The organism is Ascidiaceihabitans sp. (genome assembly GCF_039986515.1).
GTDB lineage: Bacteria > Pseudomonadota > Alphaproteobacteria > Rhodobacterales > Rhodobacteraceae > Ascidiaceihabitans.
The window spans coordinates 1-17,459 of sequence record NZ_JBDWQO010000003.1; the positions used below are offsets into that span (position 1 = coordinate 1).

General features: G+C 55.8%; 18 protein-coding genes, 1 tRNA gene and 2 riboswitches. Of the genes, 7 read left to right on the top strand and 12 right to left on the bottom strand.

What is annotated here, in order from left to right; translation table 11 throughout:
- Positions 1-913: 913 nt before the first annotated feature.
- Positions 914-989 (bottom strand) — tRNA-Lys (locus ABJL60_RS00360).
- 97 nt (positions 990-1,086) lie between these two features.
- Between ABJL60_RS00360 and dapF the strand changes: the two genes are divergently transcribed.
- From dapF to ABJL60_RS00375, 3 genes are all read left to right on the top strand, one after another.
- Positions 1,087-1,929: a diaminopimelate epimerase gene (gene dapF, locus ABJL60_RS00365; RefSeq protein WP_348373344.1), complete on the top strand. Its 843-nt coding sequence runs from the start codon at positions 1,087-1,089 to the stop codon at positions 1,927-1,929.
- Positions 1,926-3,179: a tRNA (N(6)-L-threonylcarbamoyladenosine(37)-C(2))-methylthiotransferase MtaB gene (gene mtaB / locus ABJL60_RS00370; RefSeq protein ID WP_348373345.1), complete on the top strand. Its 1,254-nt coding sequence runs from the start codon at positions 1,926-1,928 to the stop codon at positions 3,177-3,179. The genes dapF and mtaB overlap by 4 nt, the downstream gene beginning before the upstream one ends.
- A 66-nt stretch (positions 3,180-3,245) precedes the next feature.
- Positions 3,246-3,962 carry a class I SAM-dependent methyltransferase gene (locus ABJL60_RS00375; protein WP_348373346.1) on the top strand — a complete coding sequence of 239 codons (717 nt, stop codon included), beginning with the start codon at positions 3,246-3,248 and terminating at the stop codon, positions 3,960-3,962.
- A gap of 54 nt (positions 3,963-4,016) precedes the next feature.
- Here ABJL60_RS00375 and ABJL60_RS00380 read toward each other — a convergent pair whose 3' ends face one another.
- From ABJL60_RS00380 to ABJL60_RS00405, 6 genes are all read right to left on the bottom strand, one after another.
- Complete coding sequence (locus tag ABJL60_RS00380; RefSeq protein WP_348285915.1) at positions 4,017-4,346, bottom strand: thiamine-binding protein; 330 nt, start codon at positions 4,344-4,346, stop codon at positions 4,017-4,019.
- Positions 4,347-4,419: 73 nt separating this feature from the next.
- Positions 4,420-5,199 carry a cytochrome c1 gene (locus ABJL60_RS00385; RefSeq protein ID WP_348373347.1) on the bottom strand — a complete coding sequence of 260 codons (780 nt, stop codon included), beginning with the start codon at positions 5,197-5,199 and terminating at the stop codon, positions 4,420-4,422.
- Between the two features lie 12 nt (positions 5,200-5,211).
- Entirely contained in the window at positions 5,212-6,552 is a 1,341-nt protein-coding gene (gene petB / locus ABJL60_RS00390; RefSeq protein WP_348285913.1) for a cytochrome b, read from the bottom strand.
- A gap of 12 nt (positions 6,553-6,564) precedes the next feature.
- Positions 6,565-7,122, bottom strand: coding sequence for a ubiquinol-cytochrome c reductase iron-sulfur subunit (gene petA / locus ABJL60_RS00395; protein ID WP_108826889.1), 558 nt, complete (start codon positions 7,120-7,122; stop codon positions 6,565-6,567).
- 340 nt (positions 7,123-7,462) lie between these two features.
- A complete protein-coding gene (locus tag ABJL60_RS00400) occupies positions 7,463-8,074 on the bottom strand; it encodes a glutathione S-transferase (RefSeq protein WP_348285912.1) in 612 nt (203 codons plus the stop codon).
- 87 nt (positions 8,075-8,161) lie between these two features.
- The gene (locus ABJL60_RS00405; protein WP_348373524.1) at positions 8,162-8,788 is read right to left on the bottom strand and encodes an FMN-binding negative transcriptional regulator; all 627 of its coding nucleotides are present in this window, start codon (positions 8,786-8,788) and stop codon (positions 8,162-8,164) included.
- Positions 8,789-8,931: 143 nt separating this feature from the next.
- Positions 8,932-9,085, top strand: a riboswitch (FMN riboswitch).
- 76 nt (positions 9,086-9,161) lie between these two features.
- Between ABJL60_RS00405 and ABJL60_RS00410 the strand changes: the two genes are divergently transcribed.
- Positions 9,162-9,593 carry a 6,7-dimethyl-8-ribityllumazine synthase gene (locus tag ABJL60_RS00410; protein WP_348373348.1) on the top strand — a complete coding sequence of 144 codons (432 nt, stop codon included), beginning with the start codon at positions 9,162-9,164 and terminating at the stop codon, positions 9,591-9,593.
- On the opposite strand, the gene ABJL60_RS00415 is transcribed toward ABJL60_RS00410, so the two are convergent.
- The 3 genes from ABJL60_RS00415 to thiB are packed head-to-tail and all read right to left on the bottom strand — an operon-like array spanning position 9,585 to position 12,773.
- A complete protein-coding gene (locus tag ABJL60_RS00415; RefSeq protein ID WP_348373349.1) occupies positions 9,585-10,277 on the bottom strand; it encodes an ATP-binding cassette domain-containing protein in 693 nt (230 codons plus the stop codon). The genes ABJL60_RS00410 and ABJL60_RS00415 overlap by 9 nt on opposite strands.
- On the bottom strand, positions 10,261-11,820 hold the full coding sequence (locus tag ABJL60_RS00420; protein WP_348373350.1) for a thiamine/thiamine pyrophosphate ABC transporter permease ThiP: 1,560 nt from the start codon (positions 11,818-11,820) through the stop codon (positions 10,261-10,263). The genes ABJL60_RS00415 and ABJL60_RS00420 overlap by 17 nt, the downstream gene beginning before the upstream one ends.
- Positions 11,796-12,773, bottom strand: coding sequence for a thiamine ABC transporter substrate binding subunit (gene thiB, locus ABJL60_RS00425; RefSeq protein WP_348373351.1), 978 nt, complete (start codon positions 12,771-12,773; stop codon positions 11,796-11,798). The genes ABJL60_RS00420 and thiB overlap by 25 nt, the downstream gene beginning before the upstream one ends.
- Before the next feature lie 33 nt (positions 12,774-12,806).
- Positions 12,807-12,910, bottom strand: a riboswitch (TPP riboswitch).
- 89 nt (positions 12,911-12,999) lie between these two features.
- On the opposite strand from thiB, the gene aroC reads away from it, so the two are divergent.
- The 3 genes from aroC (at position 13,000) to ABJL60_RS00440 (ending at position 16,152) form a co-directional block, all read left to right on the top strand.
- Complete coding sequence (gene aroC / locus ABJL60_RS00430) at positions 13,000-14,100, top strand: chorismate synthase (protein ID WP_348373352.1); 1,101 nt, start codon at positions 13,000-13,002, stop codon at positions 14,098-14,100.
- A gap of 81 nt (positions 14,101-14,181) precedes the next feature.
- Positions 14,182-15,126 (top strand): DMT family transporter, encoded by a 945-nt coding sequence (locus tag ABJL60_RS00435; RefSeq protein ID WP_348285906.1) that lies wholly within the window; start codon positions 14,182-14,184, stop codon positions 15,124-15,126.
- A gap of 81 nt (positions 15,127-15,207) precedes the next feature.
- Positions 15,208-16,152 carry a cyclase family protein gene (locus ABJL60_RS00440; protein WP_348285905.1) on the top strand — a complete coding sequence of 315 codons (945 nt, stop codon included), beginning with the start codon at positions 15,208-15,210 and terminating at the stop codon, positions 16,150-16,152.
- 36 nt (positions 16,153-16,188) lie between these two features.
- On the opposite strand, the gene ABJL60_RS00445 is transcribed toward ABJL60_RS00440, so the two are convergent.
- Together ABJL60_RS00445 and ABJL60_RS00450 are read right to left on the bottom strand one after the other, a co-directional pair.
- Positions 16,189-16,530, bottom strand: coding sequence for a nuclear transport factor 2 family protein (locus ABJL60_RS00445; protein ID WP_348285904.1), 342 nt, complete (start codon positions 16,528-16,530; stop codon positions 16,189-16,191).
- The gene (locus ABJL60_RS00450) at positions 16,531-17,400 is read right to left on the bottom strand and encodes a branched-chain amino acid aminotransferase (protein WP_348285903.1); all 870 of its coding nucleotides are present in this window, start codon (positions 17,398-17,400) and stop codon (positions 16,531-16,533) included.
- Between the last annotated feature and the right edge of the window lie 59 nt (positions 17,401-17,459).

Here is a 17,459-nt window from a genome sequence, read left to right on the forward strand (position 1 = left end):
TACAAACAGTGAAGCTGACACCGGTCATCGATCAACACATAAATGCGTCTCTCTACCGGCGTTGATATACAGAAGGTTGATCCATCGAATGAACCAAACCGCCCACATATCTCTTCAGATATTCAATTTTCAAACAACGTGGGATCAGATCCCGCAGACAAAATCAAACCAACAGCGCCCTAACTAAACGACGCGCTAGCATCAATCGTATCCGTATTTCGTATCGCCTCGGACCCTGCTGCATTGCTGCTTTGTTGTCTCTGGCGCCTCAGTGGGTGGCTCGTTGCTCCCTGCTGAGAAATGTGTCTATAAAGACAGCTCTCAGAACCCACAACCCCTTTTTTCGATTAATGTGATTTTTTTTGAATTTCTTTTCCGACTGCCTATTTTTGAACGATCTGCACTAGGGCAATGTAGCCCCCTTGAAGGAACACCCTGACCATAGCCCGGTAAATCCGTTGAAACCGAACACTGCAGCTTTCCGGCATAGCATGAAACCTTCACAGCGCGTTTACACCGATGAACCCCGCACGGCATATCGTACGCGGTGCCTGGCATGGACTTTAACAAGTCAGTCCGGACCGTCAGTCATGACCCAACTCGGCACGCCCCGGCAGTCATAGTCAGCAAGACAGATAAAGGGGTGAAGAAGGGACATGTGCAGAAACGGAATTTCACCCAACACAGCGGGCGATGCACCCTGAACGACACAAAGTTAACGTCAGCCAAGATAGTAAAGCGCGAGCCAAAGGTGCGCGGCTTCAAAATCAGTGGTTTTATCGAGAGTTTGGCTTTGACCCAATTGTAGCGCAGTAATGTTGAAAACGTGACAGATAGGCAGCTACGCAAGCCGGTGCCCGTAGCCGATGCCCGTAACAGGCAACTACACGTTTCACGTACATTAAAGGTAAAGTGGTGAGCCGTGCAGGATTCGAACCTGCGACCCGCTGATTAAAAGTCAGCTGCTCTACCAACTGAGCTAACGGCCCCACGAGGTGGGTAACTAGAAAGAGTCGCATGATTGGTCAAGCCCTCATTTTCATCTTTCTGTGCGACATACTGGATTAGATCGAAACACGGGGTTATATGCCCGCCATGGCTATAGATTCTGCATATGAACTGCCCTTTATGAAAATGCACGGGCTAGGCAACGACTTTGTCGTTATTGACGCCCGTACAACCGGGGCGGACATTACCACTGCGTTGGCCAAGGGTTTGGCAGATCGTCATAAAGGTGTGGGATTCGATCAGCTTGCTGTCATAGAAAACGGGCAAGCGGACGCGCATCTGACTTTTTACAATGCTGATGGATCAACATCTGCGGCTTGCGGCAATGCCACGCGGTGTATCGCACGTTACCTGATGGACGGCTCCGGGGAAACGGCGCTTAGGTTGACGACCGATCGCGGCACACTTCACGCCACCGACCAAGGCGCTGGTGTAACTTCGGTGAATATGGGACATCCGCAGTTGGATTGGGCGGATGTGCCTTTGGGGCAAGCCATGGATACGCTGGAACTGCCCATAGCAGGGGCACCAACAGCGACAGGCATGGGCAATCCGCATTGCACGTTTTTCGTCGATGACGTCGAGGCTGTAGATTTGGCCGCCCAAGGCGCCAAGATGGAACATCACCCTCTTTATCCCGAACGCACGAATGTTCAGTTTGCGCAAATCATTGGGCCAGACCACATCCGTATGCGGGTTTGGGAACGTGGTGTCGGCATTACACTGGCCTCGGGGTCATCAAGTTGCGCCACGGCTGTAGCTGCAGCCCGTAGGGGGCTTACAGGGCGTCAGGTGCAGATCGACCTTGACGGGGGGACATTACATATTGATTGGCGCGAAGATGGCGTCTGGATGACGGGGAAGACGATGCATGTATTTTCCGGAACCCTCACACCAAGCTTTTTGGACAGCCTGACATGAGCGCACCCAAGTTTTCCAACCACGGTTGCCGCTTGAACGCCTATGAAACCGAAGCCATGCGCGAATTGGCCCAAGACGCCGGATTGCAAAATGCAGTCATCGTAAACACCTGCGCCGTCACAGCCGAAGCGGTACGCAAAGCGCGTCAGGACATCCGCAAACTGCGTCGTGCCAACCCGGAGGCGCGTTTGATCGTGACAGGGTGCGCCGCGCAAACGGAGCCTGAAACCTTCACCAGCATGGAAGAAGTCGATGCGGTGATCGGCAACACCGAAAAGATGCAGGGCGGCACGTGGCAAGGGCTGGCTGCGGATTTCATCGGTGAAACGGAAGCGGTGCAAGTGGACGACATTATGTCGGTCACTGAAACGGCGGGTCATTTGATTGACGGGTTTGGCACACGAAGCCGCGCTTACGTACAGGTGCAAAACGGCTGCGATCACCGCTGCACATTTTGCATTATTCCTTATGGCCGTGGAAATTCCCGATCTGTACCGGCGGGGGTGGTTGTAGACCAAATCAAACGCTTGGTGGACAAAGGCTTTAACGAGGTCGTGCTGACGGGTGTGGATTTGACCAGCTGGGGGGCTGATTTACCGGGCGAACCAAAACTGGGCGATCTGGTGATGCGTATCCTGAAGTTGATCCCCGATTTACCGAGACTGCGGATCAGCTCCATCGACAGCATCGAAGTCGACGACAACCTGATGCAAGCCATTGCCACTGAACCACGTCTTATGCCGCATTTGCACCTATCGCTTCAGCATGGCGACGACATGATTTTGAAACGGATGAAGCGGCGGCACCTGCGCGACGATGCGATCCGCTTCACGCAAGACGCAAAAGCACTGCGGCCAGACATGACATTTGGTGCCGATATTATTGCGGGGTTTCCCACCGAAACCGACGCAATGTTTCAAAATTCATTAAAGCTGGTTCAGGACTGCGATCTGACGTGGTTGCACGTCTTTCCCTATTCGGCGCGCAAAGGCACGCCAGCAGCCAGAATGCCGGCTGTGAACGGTGCCGACATCAAGCTACGCGCGGCGGCATTGCGGGCGGCAGGCGACGCGCAAGTCAAAGAGCATCTGTCACAGCAAGTGGGGCAGCATCACAACGTCCTGATGGAGAACGCCACGATGGGGCGCACCCCACAGTTTTCAGAAGTTGTTTTTGAGGTTCCGCAGACCGAAGGCGCTATCGTCCACGCGCAGATTAAAGGCACGCAAGGACAACAGCTGACCGCGTGATGCAGATGTGATAGCTTTTTCCACCAGATGGGGTAAGGTCCGACAGTCTTAACAAAAGTTCCCTCTATGCCATTCTTTGATTTTATCGATACTTTACCCCGTTACGCTTCGATTGACCGTCCCCAAGCCAACCGTCTGAACTTGCGACGCAGGTTTATCATCGGCCCCGTGAAACCCTATTTCAAGAACGCCCGCGTACTTGATCTGGCGTCCCATGACGGGCGGTGGTGTTATGCCTTTGCGGCGGCTGGCGCACGCGAAGTGATCGGGTTTGAAGGGCGACAGGAATTGATAGATTCGTTTCCCGATTTCCCCGATGAAGAGCTGCGGAACAAGGTACAATTGCACTGCACCGATATCTTTGACGGCCTGGATGCAGCGATTGCCGAAGGCGAACGGTTTGACGTGGTCGGGGTGCTGGGCATCTACTACCACATCATGGATCACCAGCGTCTGTTGAAACAAATTCGCGCCGTGAAACCCAAACTTGTCATTATCGACAGTGAATTTTCAACACGCGACAATCCGATCATTCAGCTGGTGCAAGAACGCACAGACCAAATTCTAAACGCTATACCGGAATACGAAGGGCACGAGATCGCCGTCAAAGGCGTGCCGTCCTTTCGTGCGATGGAATTGATGGCGGACAGCGCCGGTTTTGATCTGGAATGGAACGATGTCAGCGATATTCCACGGGGCAGGCGTGGCGGGGTCGCAGACTATTACCGAAAAACCAACATGCGCCGCGCCACTTGCTTTTTAAGACCAAAGGGCGACACGTAACGCTTAGGCTCAGGACCCATCAAACCAGCGCTACAGGATTAATGGGTCCTGAGCCTATGTCCCGACAAACATATGGTTGGCTGGCGTCACACCGCGATCGTATGTGCAAAACGTGTCTGTGGCATCAGGTGTCGTTGTGTGGATTTTGATGTTTGTGATGACCTCAACAGCACCCGCGTCCAAACACGCCTGTTCGGCGGCTTTCACAATTGTCAGTAAATGATCTAGATCACCCTGCATTGTGGTTTCCATCGCACCCACTTGAAACGGTACGCCCGCCGCCTGAACCACAGCAATCGCGCGGTCCACGACTTCGAAGTTGTTGCCTTCCCTCAAACGGGGAATCACCTGAAACGCCAGCATAGTTTTGGTGTTTGGTTCCATCTTTCATCTCCTGTGAAATGCAAAAGGCCCCGCACGATGGTTCGCGCGGGGCCTTTCAAACCTTTGGATGCGTTTAGTGCTTACGCTTGTGCGGTGCCCAAAGACGCTTGTTGGTCAAGTACAACAGAACCGACAGGATCGTCAAAAACAACACGCCCACAAATCCGGCTTGCTTACGCGCCATCATTTTCGGCTCAGCCGTCCACATCAGGAACGCAGATACGTCTTCGGCGATGTGATGCAGGTCGTTCGCATGACCGTCAGCATATTCAACATCCTCACCGTACAACGGAGGCGCCATCGAAATCCAACCGCCCGGGAAAGCCGTGTTTTCATAGAACGTAACACCGGCCTGTTCTTTTTCTTCACCGGTGTAGCCGGTCAACAGGGATGCGATGTATTCAGGACCGCCCATGCCTTTGAAGAACTGGTTGATGCCCAAACCGTAGGGGCCGTGGAACCCTGCACGCGCTTTGGCCATCATGGACAAGTCGGGCGCGTTTTCCAAACCGGATTCCGGGAAGAAATCGGCAGGGCCGCGGGGACGATCGTCGTCCAGCTCGGGATCAAAGATATCGAACTGCGCGGCATAGGCGCGGATCTGATCCTCATCCATATGCGGACCACCTTCGTCGGACAACGTGCGGATCGGCACAAACTTCAGGCCGTGACACGCAGAGCAAACTTCGGTGTACACCTGCAAACCACGTTGCAGCTGGTTTTGGTCATATTTGCCGAAGAGCCCTTCAAAGGAGTATTCGAAGTTTTCGACGTGCCCGGCACCGCCAGCGGCGAAGGCACCTGTGGCCAGCCCTAGGGCCGCCACAGCATTGATTGCGAGTTTCTTGAACATACGCATATCCTCTTATTCGGCTGGTTGCTGGGCAGAGCCCGCAGCCGCATCGCCACCGTAGTGTGCGTTAAAGTCATCTTCGATTGTCGCAGGCGGTGTGTCCGGTTTCTCGATCACGCCAAGCAATGGCAGGATGACCAGGAAGTACCCGAACCAATAGGCCGAGGCGATCAAAGACAATGTTGCGTATGGTTCTTCCGCAGGCATCGCACCCAGCCACATCAGGGCAAAGAAATCGACAACCAGCAGCGCAAACCACCACTTGAACATTGGACGGTAACGACCGGACCGAACGCTTGACGTGTCCAGCCACGGCGCAAGCGCCATAACCGCAATCGCACCGAACATCGCCAGAACACCAAAGAACTTCGCATCGATGATTCCACCGGTCACGAAGGACGCGATTTGGACCACCCAAACTTCGGATGTGAAGGCACGCAAAATGGCATAGAACGGCAAGAAGTACCATTCAGGAACAATGTGCGCAGGCGTCGCCAGTGGGTTCGCTTCGATGTAGTTGTCCGGGTGTCCCAGATAGTTCGGCATAAAGCCAACCACTGCGAAAAATACCGCCAGGATCACTGCCAATGCGAACAAGTCCTTGATCACGAAGTAAGGCCAGAATGGAAGCGTGTCTTTTTGTGCTTCTTCCTTGGACCCACGACGCACTTCAACGCCTGTCGGGTTGTTGTTACCGGTGGTGTGGAACGCCCAGATGTGCACGATCACAAGACCGGCAATCACGAACGGCAGCAAGTAGTGCAAGCTGAAGAAACGGTTCAGCGTGGCGTTGTCCACCGCTGGTCCACCCAAAAGCCATGTCTGCAACGCTTCACCCACAAACGGGATCGCACCAAACAGGCCGGTGATCACGGTCGCACCCCAGAAGGACATTTGTCCCCATGGCAAAACGTAACCCATAAACGCGGTGCCCATCATCATCAGATAGATAAGCATACCAATGATCCATGTGATTTCGCGCGGCGCTTTGTATGATCCGTAATACAAACCACGGAAGATGTGGGCGTACACGGCAATAAAGAACAAGGACGCACCGTTTGCATGCAAATACCGCAGCATATAGCCGCCGTTCACGTTGCGCATGATGTGTTCAACGGACGCAAAGGCGTTGTCGACATGCGGCGTGTAATGCATCGCCAAAACGATACCGGTGATGATTTGCAGTGCCAGACAGAACGTCAGAACAATGCCCCAGATCCACATCCAGTTCAGGTTCTTGGGTGTTGGGATCATCAATGTGTCGTAAAGCAAACCAACAACAGGCAGGCGCGAGTGAAGCCACTTTTCGCCGCCGGTTTTGGGCTCATAATGGTCGTGAGGAATTCCAGCCATAGGTCTTTCTCCTTAACCGAGTTTGATCGTGGTTTCATCCACGAATTCTGCAGGGGGAACCGGCAGGTTCGTAGGCGCCGGGCCTTTGCGAATACGACCAGCTGTGTCGTAGTGCGAACCATGGCACGGGCAGAACCAGCCGCCAAAGTCGCCCGCGTCACCCAAAGGCACACAGCCCAAGTGCGTGCAAACGCCCATCATCACCAGCCATTCGCCGTCTTCCGACAAGGCGCGGTTCGCATCAGATGCGTCCACGTCGCCAAGGTTCGCGTTTTCGGCGCCCTGATCCGGCAAATCAGCCAGATCAACGGCCCGTGCCGCTTCAATTTCTTCGTCTGTACGGCGACGGATAAAGACAGGCTTGCCCAACCACTTCACCGTGATTTGCGTGCCCGGCTCAACATCGGCCACGTCCACGCGGATCGACGCCAAGGCGCGCACATCTGCTGAGGGGTTCATCTGGTTGACCAGGGGCCAAACCGCAGCGCCTGTCGCGACCGCACCAGCGCCAGCTGTGGCGTAGTACAGAAAGTCCCGGCGGGTGCCTTCGTGTTCTTCGTGATCGGACACGTGGGTTCTCCATTTATTCAAGGCCAAACCAGGCCATTGGGCGTAAGGGCGGCGTCAAAACGCAGCCGTGCTGAGGCGGTATCTAGCTTGGTGAAGCGCACCCGTCCAGACACATCATTGACGCATCTGGTCGCAGGTAGAGGTTAAGTTTAAGAAAACAGGTATTTTTAAGTGTATTTGCGCTGCAATTTTCAAGGTGCGTCAGGCGTCTTACGCAAATTTACACCGAATCGGAGCAGGTTTTCAGACTGGGTTCGCATCCAAATCTGAAAAATACCACATCGGGTCCTGAAAAAGCGGAACACATTCGGTAAAGCCCGGCAGGTTCAGGCGTCCGTACTTACCCCGCAGGCGGCACCGTCGCTTTCATATCGTCGCGTTCTGCAAACTTGGCATACCAGTCCGCCAAAGCGTCATTTCCTTTGCGCCAGTTGCGGGCGTCATGTCGGAAATCGACATAGCCCAGCGCACATGCCACCGCGATCTGTCCCATATCCAACGGGCCGTTCAGATGGCTCATCCAACGTGTGGTCAAAGCGGCACATCCGCTCACAATTTTACCCCACTGCGCGTCAGACCACTCATCCCATTGCTTGTCAGCCGGACGCATACGTCCTTCATAGGTGACCAACAAAGCCGCATCCAGAATGCCATCCGCCGTCGCCTCAAGCGTCAACGTGTCCCAGCGCCGCGCACCTGTCGGGTACAATCTCCCGCCTGCGCGATCATCCAGATACTGGCAAATCACACGGCTGTCGTACAACGTCGGGCCATCCGGACGCTCAAGCGCAGGAATTTTATTGAGCGGGTTTTTCGCCTGTAGCCCGTCAACCGGATTGATGGGCGATGTTGAGGACGACACCAGTTCAACGTCGTCTGTTTGTCCTGTTTCGCTAAGTAAAATTATGACTTTGCGAACATAGGGTGAGGTCGGACTGTAATAAAGCTTCATCGCAGGGCTCCTTTTGCAAGCGTCACACACACTATTGCCAGAGGTGCTGGAACTTACAACACGGTCATTTCCGAAGTCGCGCGACCATCATTTCGCACCCGAGACTCCACGCATCAAAGCGGCCAGCACGCGCGGATCGGTTCCGATTCCATAGGCATCAACCCCGTCAGCAGCCCGCATTCGCACATCATCAGGCTTGTTCTGGCTTAGCTTCCACGTCCCGTCTACGCCCGTGACATCCAGACGACACGGCACAATCTGTCGCATCATCTTGTGCAAAACGTCAGGGGTCATTTTGCGCGTAAGCCACGGGGGCTTGGGCAGCAGTTGATCTTCAAAGAACGCAGATTGCCGGTCCAGCAGGTCATGCATGTTGTCTTGGGGTTGCAACGTCAATTCACCGCTCAGATGCACAGCCACATAGTTCCATGTGGGCACTTGATCGGGCACCTCGTACCAGTCCGGCGAGATGTAGCTATCAGGACCAGATACCGCAATCTTGCAACGCAAAGGCGTCTTTAAGGCGCGTGCAATCGGGTTGGAACGCACAAGATGAAGTTCCGCGGTTCGCCCGTCCTCGGACAACAAAAACGGGATATGGCTGATGTGTGGGCCATCCGGGGCATTCACAGCTAGAACGCCAAATGCTCTTTCGCGGGCGTAGGCAAGATTGCGTTGTGCATCTTCGGTATGAAAGATCGGATTGGGATGCATTTGATTGGTCCACCATTTTTGCGCGGCGGCGATCGCCGACGTTCGACATTTCATACAAAATTTCACTTTGACCGAAGCGTCTTGAACGCTTCGTCACAGGTCGTTTTCTCTATTGCAGAGGACGCACAACTTCTGCAACTTAATCCTATTCTCAGGGCGGGGTGAAATTCCCCACCGGCGGTATATGGGTTTGCCCCATGAGCCCGCGAGCGCCTCGTTTGTATAACTTTCGAGGGTCAAGCAGATCAGGTGAGATGCCTGAGCCGACGGTCATAGTCCGGATGAAAGAGAATGTGCGTGTGACCTCCCTCTTGGGGGATCTCATTGCATGTAATCGCCTTGGGTGACGTGTCGAACCTAAAGGAGAACTATCATGACACACACCCGATACGCCTTTGTCAAAGCTGCATGGCACGCAGATATTGTGGACCGTAGCCTTGACGGGTTTTCAGAAACCATCCCCATGGATCAAATCGACACCTTCGATGTGCCCGGCGCGTTTGAAATGCCGCTTATGGCGCAAACGCTCGCAAAATCAGGCAAATATGATGCTGTGATTTGCGCGGCTTTCGTGGTCGATGGCGGGATTTATCGGCACGATTTTGTGGCCTCTGCTGTGGTCGATGGCCTGATGCGGGCAGGAATGGATACCGGCGTGCCTGTGCTGTCGGTTTCCTTGACGCCGCACCACTATCAGGAAACGGATCATCACAACACAATCTACCGCGAACACTTTGTGCAAAAAGGCCGAGAGGCCGCGGCGGCTGCGTTGCAAATTGTAGAGGCGCACAAAGCGCTAGCCTAAATACGCTTTCAAGGCAGGCGGCGGGTTGTCCAACAATTCCGCCGTCACTACTGGCGGGTTTGCCACGCCATCCGCCACAAAGATGACCTGATCGGCCAATCGCCGCGCGTCGTCGGGGCTGTGTGTGACCATCAAGACCCCTGCCCCGGTTTCCAGCGCGACACTCGCAACCAGATCAAGCATTTCTGCCCGCAAGGCCGGCCCCAAAGCCGCAAACGGCTCATCCAGCACCATCCACGGTTTACCTTGCACCAAGGCCCGCGCCAAAGCTGCGCGACTTTGCTGGCCACCGGACAAAGCGCCGGGTTTACGGTCCTCGAATCCCGCCAGCCCTACGCGATCCAAAGCCATGGAAATTTGTGCGGTTTCGGCCTGTGACAGGCGCATTGCTGGCCGTATTCCCAGCCCGACATTCTGCGCAATGCTGAGGTGTGGGAACAAGTTGTTGTCTTGAAACAGGATCGCCATATCGCGCTTGGATGGTAAAGCTTGGGTAATGTCGCGCCCGTCCAGTTGCACCTGCCCCTCGGCCACAGCCACAAAGCCGCAAATCGCATTCACCAGTGTCGATTTCCCCGCACCGGACGGCCCGATCACAGCGACTTTACAGCCAGCTTCAATCGTCAAATTGGCGCGAAGCGAAAACGCACCCTGACACATCAGAACTTTATTCAGCGATAGCATGGCGGCGCCCCCAAGCGTCTAAAATCCAGAACAACCCAAAAGCCAGAACCAGCAAAACCAAGGCCGCGCCTGCCGCCGCCTCAGACCGGTAACTGCCCATCAAACGGTACATCTGCAGTGGCAGCGTCGCGCGGTCTGGGTCCGCGAACAGCGCGATAACGCCAAGATCGCCCACCGACAAGGCCCCCGTCAAACCAGCCGCGAACCCGATCTGCGGGCGCAATCGCGGCAACAAAATCCACATCCACAACCGCACACCCTGCAATCCCAGCGCTTGCGTCAAACGGCTATAACTTTGCACCGTTTCGCGCATCACCGGCACCAGAATACGCAAGGCAAAAGGCAAAGCCATCAATGCGTTGACCACGATTGTCACACCCAAGGCCCAATCGGCGGGGTCCGCAAACGGGAAGATGATTATGAACCACCCTGTCCCGATCATCAGCGGAGATGCCGCCAAGCCCAACAGGCCCACCGTTTCCACCGATGCGCGCCGCGTTGTGGCAATCCAACCCGCCAACGGCAAAGCAAGGACCAGCAAGGCAAGAACAGAAACCAATGCAACCCACAGCGATGTCCATGCCGTTCCCCAAACATGCAAAGGCACATCACCCAATCCACGCAAACCCGACAGCGTGATCGCCGCCAAAGGCAAAATCAGAAACAATGCCGCCGCACCAATGAAACCGGCATCAATGCCGCGCTGAAGCCCCCCGCGCACATCCCATCGCGCTTGCATCCGGTCCAAACCACCCCCAAAGCTGACCTGCGGTATCAACCAAAGCGCCAGAACAGCAGCGCCCCCTGCCACCACAATCTGTAGCAAAGACAAGACAGCCGCACGACCAAGGTCAAAATCAAAACGAAACGCCTGGTAAATCGCCAATTCAATCGTCGTCGCACGCGGCCCGCCGCCCAGCGTTAACGCCACCGCAAAACTGGTCAGGCAAATAACAAACACCAACGCAAAGGCCCCCGGCACAATGCGCAAAATCAAAGGCCATTCGATCAGGCGAAAAACCATGCGCGGCGGCATGCCCAACTGTGCGATCAGGCGAAACCTCTCGGCGGGCACGCTTTGCCAGCCTTGCAGCATCAGGCGCGTGGCCAGCGGCAAGTTGAAAAACACATGCGCCAGAACGACACCCAAAAGCCCGTACACAGACACTGTTTCAAAGCCAAACGCACGCAATGCGTCGTTCAAAAGGCCAGAGCGCCCGAAGATCGCAAGCAAGCCCAAAACCGCCACGATCACAGGCAGGATAAAGGGCGCACCCAACAACGTGATCAACAACGACCGCCCCACAAAGCGGCGCCGCGCCAAGGCACGAGCGACAGGAATGGCAAACAAACAGGAAAAGAATGCAGACAAGATAGCCTGCCATATCGTGAACCTAAGCGCCGCCCAATCGCCAGGCGTCATGGTAAATTCACCCTCTGCACGCATCGCCACAGCGACCAGCGCAGACAAGATCAGCGCCGCGATAAAGACCGCAGCGCTGATCCCAAGCCTATGGCTTATTTGGAAAGCGCGTTCTGCCATTCGGGCAACGCTACATCACGCAAAGCATCCGCCTTATCCGCTGGGATCAACAACGCCTTGTCCGGCGAAATCAGCGTCTCGAACCCCTCAGGCAAACCACCCGCAGGTGTCACCGCTGGATACATCCAATTCGTTGTGGGGATGATCGTCTGGAACGCATCCGACACCATGAATTGCAGGAATTGATCCGCCAGTTTCTGTTGGTCAGAACCTTTCAATTTACCCGCAACTTCCACCTGCAAATAATGCCCCTCATCGAAAGCCACCGCCGCTTTGGTCGCGTCTTCTTCAGCGATCAAGTGGTACGCGGGAGACGTCGTATAAGACAGAACCATGTCCGCCTCACCTTCCAAGAACAGGCCATAGGCTTCGGACCAACCGGGGGTCACGGTAACCACGTTGTCGGCCAGTTCTGCCCAAACGGCACCAGCTTCATCGCCATAAGCCGCTTTCACCCACATCAACAATCCAAGGCCGGGGGTCGAGGATCGCGGATCCTGGATAACGATCTTTTTATCGCTGGCGCCCAGCGCTTTGAAGTTCGTCGGGGCCGCCTCATCCGCGTTGTGCACAAAAGCAAAGTAACCCCAGTCGTAGGGCGCAAACGTGTCGTCCGCCCATTCAACTGGCAGCGCATAGTCTGCCTCAACCGAATGCGTCGCAAACAGGCCGGTTTCCTTTGCCGCAGCTGTCAGGTTTGTATCCAACCCCAACACAACATCCGCTTCAGTGCGCGCACCTTCCAGCTTGATCCGCGCCAACAACGCCGCACCGTCACCTGCCCCAACAAAGTTCAGCGTGCAGGCACACTCTGCCTCAAACGCCGCCTTCACGGCAGGGCCGGGGCCCCAATCCGACACAAAGCTGTCGTAGGTGTAAACAGTCAATTCAGGCGTCTCGGCAAAGGCCGAGGTTGCAGTCAAAACGCCCGCTGCAAATGCAAGATACTTCATGGCATCCTCCTTTTGCGGCGATAGGGAAAAGGGGGCTGTTGCCGTTACCTTCCCTCCGCCGGTGTTAGCCGGTTCAGGTTCAACGGGTCAGCAGAATTGCAATCTCAGCTTTCGAAAAAGCCCCCCGAGGTACTGCTTGCATAGGAGGTCGTGCAAAGACGCGCAAGGCAAAACCCCTTGAGGGCCTGCGCACACGCAGTTACAGAACGGGTAAAGGGGAAGCTCCATGTCATACAACACCTTCGGTCATATGTTTCGCGTCACCACTTGGGGTGAAAGCCACGGACCAGCTATTGGGGCGACCGTGGATGGTTGCCCGCCGAACGTGCCCGTGACGCCCGAAATGCTGCAACACTGGCTCGACATGCGCAAACCCGGCACCGGCAAGAACGTGACGCAGCGCAAAGAGGCGGACGCGGTGAAAATCCTGTCTGGCGTGTTTGAGGGCAAAACGACAGGTACGCCGATCCAACTGCTGATCGAAAACACCGACCAGCGCAGTAAGGACTACGGCGACATCGTGGAAAAGTTCCGCCCCGGTCACGCCGACATCTCCTACTGGATGAAATACGGCATCCGCGACTACCGCGGCGGCGGGCGATCGTCTGCCCGTGAAACCGCGTCGCGCGTGGCGGCAGGCGGCATCGCACGTGAAGCGATCAAGCTTCTGGCCCCTGACCTGAAAATCACCGGCTACATGGTGCAAATGGGCGAAAAACACATCGACCGCAGCACCTTTGACTGGGATGCCATCGACCAGAACCCGTTCTGGGTGCCAAGCTTTGAGGCCGCCAAAGAATGGGACAGCTACCTCGACGGCATCCGCAAATCACAAAACTCGGTTGGCGCCGTGATCGAAGTCACCGCGCGCAACGTCCCCCCAGGGCTCGGCGCACCAGTCTACGCAAAACTCGACACGGATCTCGCAGCCGCCATGATGTCGATCAACGCCGTCAAAGGCGTGGAAATCGGCGAAGGCATGGCTGCGGCAACGCTCATGGGCACAGAAAACGCAGACGAAATCCGCATGGGGCCAGATGGCCCAATCTTCTCCGACAACCACGCAGGCGGCATCCTCGGCGGCATCTCAACAGGCCAAGACGTCGTTGTCAGGTTCGCCGTAAAACCCACATCGTCCATCACAACACCGCGCAAAACGATCACCAAAGCGGGCGAGGAAACTGACATTATCACCAAAGGCCGCCACGACCCTTGCGTCGGCATCCGCGCCGTTCCAGTCGGCGAAGCGATGATGGCCTGCGTGATCCTGGACCACATCCTGATGCACCGCGGCCAGCAAGGACAAAACCAGGGCTCAATCGGCTAATCCCCCTTCATCTCGCCAAATAAACCTCGGGGTTTGGGGCAGCGCCCCAATCGAACCCCACCAAAAGGCACCACGTCAACCATGGACAAACCCCACACAGAACACCGCCCCGGCCGCGCGATTGCGCTGAAACTAACAGCTGTGTTCCTGTTCATGTGCATGGCCGCGATGATCAAAGAGGCGACCCAAGAAGTCCCCCCTGGCCAAGCCGTTTTCTTTCGTTCCCTCTTTGCGATTCCCGTGATCGGGCTGTGGTTGTGGCAACGCGGTGAAATCCGCGAGGGGCTGATTCCGAACAACCTGATGGGGCACATTTATCGTGGCGTGTTTGGTGCATCGGCGATGGTGTTGACGTTTGGCGGACTAAAACTGATCTCGCTGCCCGAAGCGACGGCCATAGGCTATGCCACGCCTATGTTTACCGTGATTCTCGCCGCCGTTTTCCTTGGCGAACGGGTACGGATCTTTCGACTGTCTGCGGTCGGTTTGGGCCTGCTCGGTGTGATGATTGTCATGGCGCCGCGCCTGTCTTTGGATGCGGAAACACTCACCACGGGGGCCACATTGGGGGCCATATTGACGCTCGGCGCGGCGCTTTTGCGTGCACTTGTGCAGATCCACGTGCGCAAAATGGTGTCGACCGAACACACCGCGGCCATCGTATTTTACTTTTCCCTCACTGCCACAACACTGTCACTGCTTTCGATCCCGTTTGGGTGGGTCTGGCCCTCACAAAATTCGCTCATACTGCTTATCGGTGCAGGTCTTGTCGGTGGCGTCGCCCAAATTCTCGTCACAAGCTCATACCGCTTCGGCGCGGCGTCGATGCTTGCGCCCTTCGACTATTCATCGCTAATCTTCGCCAGCATCCTCGGCTATTTTCTGTTCTCGGAAACGCCGACCTCCAATATGCTATTGGGCGCAGGTTTGGTCGTGGCAGGTGGTGTGCTGATTATTTGGCGCGAACGCCAGCTTGGCATGGACCGCGCCAAATCCCGTGCCGCAACGGCACCGAAAGGCGAATAGCGCAACCTGTGCTAGAGTAATCCCACCGCAGGGAATCACCCGGCAAACCGGGGTCCCTGCCAAATTTCTGGGAGGAACTTTATGAACATCAAATACTTATCCGGACTGACATGTGCATTGGCACTGACAGCAGGGGCCGCTTTGGCTGAATGTAGCCCATCAAAATGGGGGGCCGATGACACCATAGGGTCGGCCAATCTGGTGACGGCCGAACGCACGTTGATGGCGTCGAAACTGATCAAACAGGGCAAATCTATGCCGCTTGGGATCACCATCGGTTCCGACACACCCGCCTTCCCACCACGGTCCTTGAACCTGCAAGTGGTACAACCCAACCAGCAAGGCGGCCAAAAGCTGAGCGGCTTTGGATATGAAGGCAATTACAACGATGACGTCCTGCAAACGTGGATCGGGATCGGCTCGCAACTGGACGGCCTTGGCCACCTTGGCGAGAACGGCAAATACTACAATTGCCTCGATGAAAAAGAGATTTCTGTCATCACAGGCCTTACCAAACTGGGCACCCACGACGTGCCGCCATTGGTGGGTCGCGCCGTGATCGTGGACATGGCCAAACACTTTGGCGTCGAAACGATGGAAGCCGGTCAACACTTTGGTGAGGCCGACATCAAAGCCGCCGCCGAAGCGCAGAACGTGACGATGGGCGAAGGGGATATCATCCTGTTCCACACAGGCTGGACCGACAACAAATTCGAAAGCGAACCTGCCGCATGGGGTGGCGCGGAACCCGGCCTGAACAACGAGGGCGCGGTCTATCTGGCGTCACTCAACCCGATGGCCGTGGGTGCTGACACCTGGGGCGTCGAATCCGTGCCACCCGCCGAAGGCGACAAGCTGTTTTACGGCCATGTCACCCTTCTAAAGGACAACGGCATCTACATTCTGGAAACCATGAACACAGGCCCCGTCCTGCGCGACGGAGTGAATGAGTTTATGTTCGTTCTGGGTCAGGCCCGCATCAAAGGATCAGTGCAGGCGATGATCAATCCTGTGGCATTGTACTAAGACATCCATGTGCGGCGGGAAGCCTCGCCGCACATATCACTTCGCGTGACACGCCGACGCTTCAACCACCAACCCATCCGCACCAAACCGCAGCGTTTCAGCCGCTAACGCATTGCGATGGTTGCGGTAAGTGATCACGCACATGCCGTGGCCATGCATCACATCAACCACCACGAAGGACAGGTCTGGCTGCGCCTCTAACGCGCGGCTCCAATAATCGCGCAGGGCGTCTTTGCCACGCAATTCCCCGGTGCCCACCAACCGCATCGCTTTGTGGGATCGAAAGACCACATCCTTGTTGTAATGCGCGAGGATGCGGTCGAGGGAATGGGAGTTCCAAGCGGCCTCCCATTCGATCGCGAAGGCCGCGAAGTCCACTTAAACGCGGACCAGCTTTTCATAGCTTTCAGAAATATCGCGGGTCAGTGCACCAACTTCAAAGTTGTAGTCACCAATTTGGCCCACAGGCGTCACTTCAGCCGCGGTGCCTGTCAGCCAGCACTGTTCAAAGCCTTCCAGCTCTTCCGGCATGATCACACGCTCATGTACGGTGATACCTTTGTCTTTCAGCATCCCGATCACGGTCTGGCGGGTGATGCCATTCAGGAAGGCGTCAGCCTTCGGCGTATGCACTTCACCGTCTTTCACAAAGAAGATGTTGGCACCGGTCGCTTCGGCCACGTAACCGCGATAATCGAACATCATCGCGTCGGAACAGCCTTTGGCTTCGGCTGCGTGTTTGGACATGGTTGCGATCATGTAAAGACCAGCGGCCTTGGCTTGGGACGGTGCGGTTTCCGGGCTGGGGCGCTTCCATTTGGCGATGTCCAACTTGGCGCCTTTCATTTTGGCATCACCGTAATAATTGCCCCATTCCCAAACGGCCACGGCCATATGGACGGGGTTGCGGGCCGACGCGACGCCCATGTCCTCGCCTGCCCCGCGCCAAGCAACCGCACGCACATAAGCGTCTGTCAGACCGTTTGCGTCCAAAGCCGCTTGCTTGGCTGCTTCGATTTCATCGGCGGAATAAGGAATATCAAAGTCGATCAGCTTGCCAGATGTGATCAGACGCTCCGAATGTTCACGCGACTTGAAGATTTTGCCGGAATAGCAACGCTCGCCCTCAAAGACAGAGGACGCGTAGTGCATGGCATGGGTCAGAATGTGGACATTTGCGTCCCGCCATTCGACCAATTGGCCGTCCATCCAGATTTTACCGTCGCGATCATCATATCCGCCAGCCATAGCCAAGCCCTTTCCTATTTTGCATTAATTGCGCCATTGCGTCCGGTTCGGACATAAAA

Coding starts and splice junctions, on each gene's coding strand:
- dapF (WP_348373344.1), top strand. CDS start 1,087: ATGCCCGCCATGGCTATAGATTCTGCATATGAACTGCCCTTTATGAAA.
- petB (WP_348285913.1), bottom strand. CDS start 6,552: ATGGCTGGAATTCCTCACGACCATTATGAGCCCAAAACCGGCGGCGAA.
- ABJL60_RS00400 (WP_348285912.1), bottom strand. CDS start 8,074: ATGAAGCTTTATTACAGTCCGACCTCACCCTATGTTCGCAAAGTCATA.
- mtaB (WP_348373345.1), top strand. CDS start 1,926: ATGAGCGCACCCAAGTTTTCCAACCACGGTTGCCGCTTGAACGCCTAT.
- ABJL60_RS00385 (WP_348373347.1), bottom strand. CDS start 5,199: ATGTTCAAGAAACTCGCAATCAATGCTGTGGCGGCCCTAGGGCTGGCC.
- ABJL60_RS00435 (WP_348285906.1), top strand. CDS start 14,182: ATGGACAAACCCCACACAGAACACCGCCCCGGCCGCGCGATTGCGCTG.
- ABJL60_RS00420 (WP_348373350.1), bottom strand. CDS start 11,820: ATGGCAGAACGCGCTTTCCAAATAAGCCATAGGCTTGGGATCAGCGCT.
- ABJL60_RS00410 (WP_348373348.1), top strand. CDS start 9,162: ATGACACACACCCGATACGCCTTTGTCAAAGCTGCATGGCACGCAGAT.
- ABJL60_RS00375 (WP_348373346.1), top strand. CDS start 3,246: ATGCCATTCTTTGATTTTATCGATACTTTACCCCGTTACGCTTCGATT.
- ABJL60_RS00440 (WP_348285905.1), top strand. CDS start 15,208: ATGAACATCAAATACTTATCCGGACTGACATGTGCATTGGCACTGACA.
- ABJL60_RS00450 (WP_348285903.1), bottom strand. CDS start 17,400: ATGGCTGGCGGATATGATGATCGCGACGGTAAAATCTGGATGGACGGC.
- aroC (WP_348373352.1), top strand. CDS start 13,000: ATGTCATACAACACCTTCGGTCATATGTTTCGCGTCACCACTTGGGGT.
- ABJL60_RS00405 (WP_348373524.1), bottom strand. CDS start 8,788: ATGCATCCCAATCCGATCTTTCATACCGAAGATGCACAACGCAATCTT.
- ABJL60_RS00380 (WP_348285915.1), bottom strand. CDS start 4,346: ATGGAACCAAACACCAAAACTATGCTGGCGTTTCAGGTGATTCCCCGT.
- ABJL60_RS00415 (WP_348373349.1), bottom strand. CDS start 10,277: ATGCTATCGCTGAATAAAGTTCTGATGTGTCAGGGTGCGTTTTCGCTT.
- thiB (WP_348373351.1), bottom strand. CDS start 12,773: ATGAAGTATCTTGCATTTGCAGCGGGCGTTTTGACTGCAACCTCGGCC.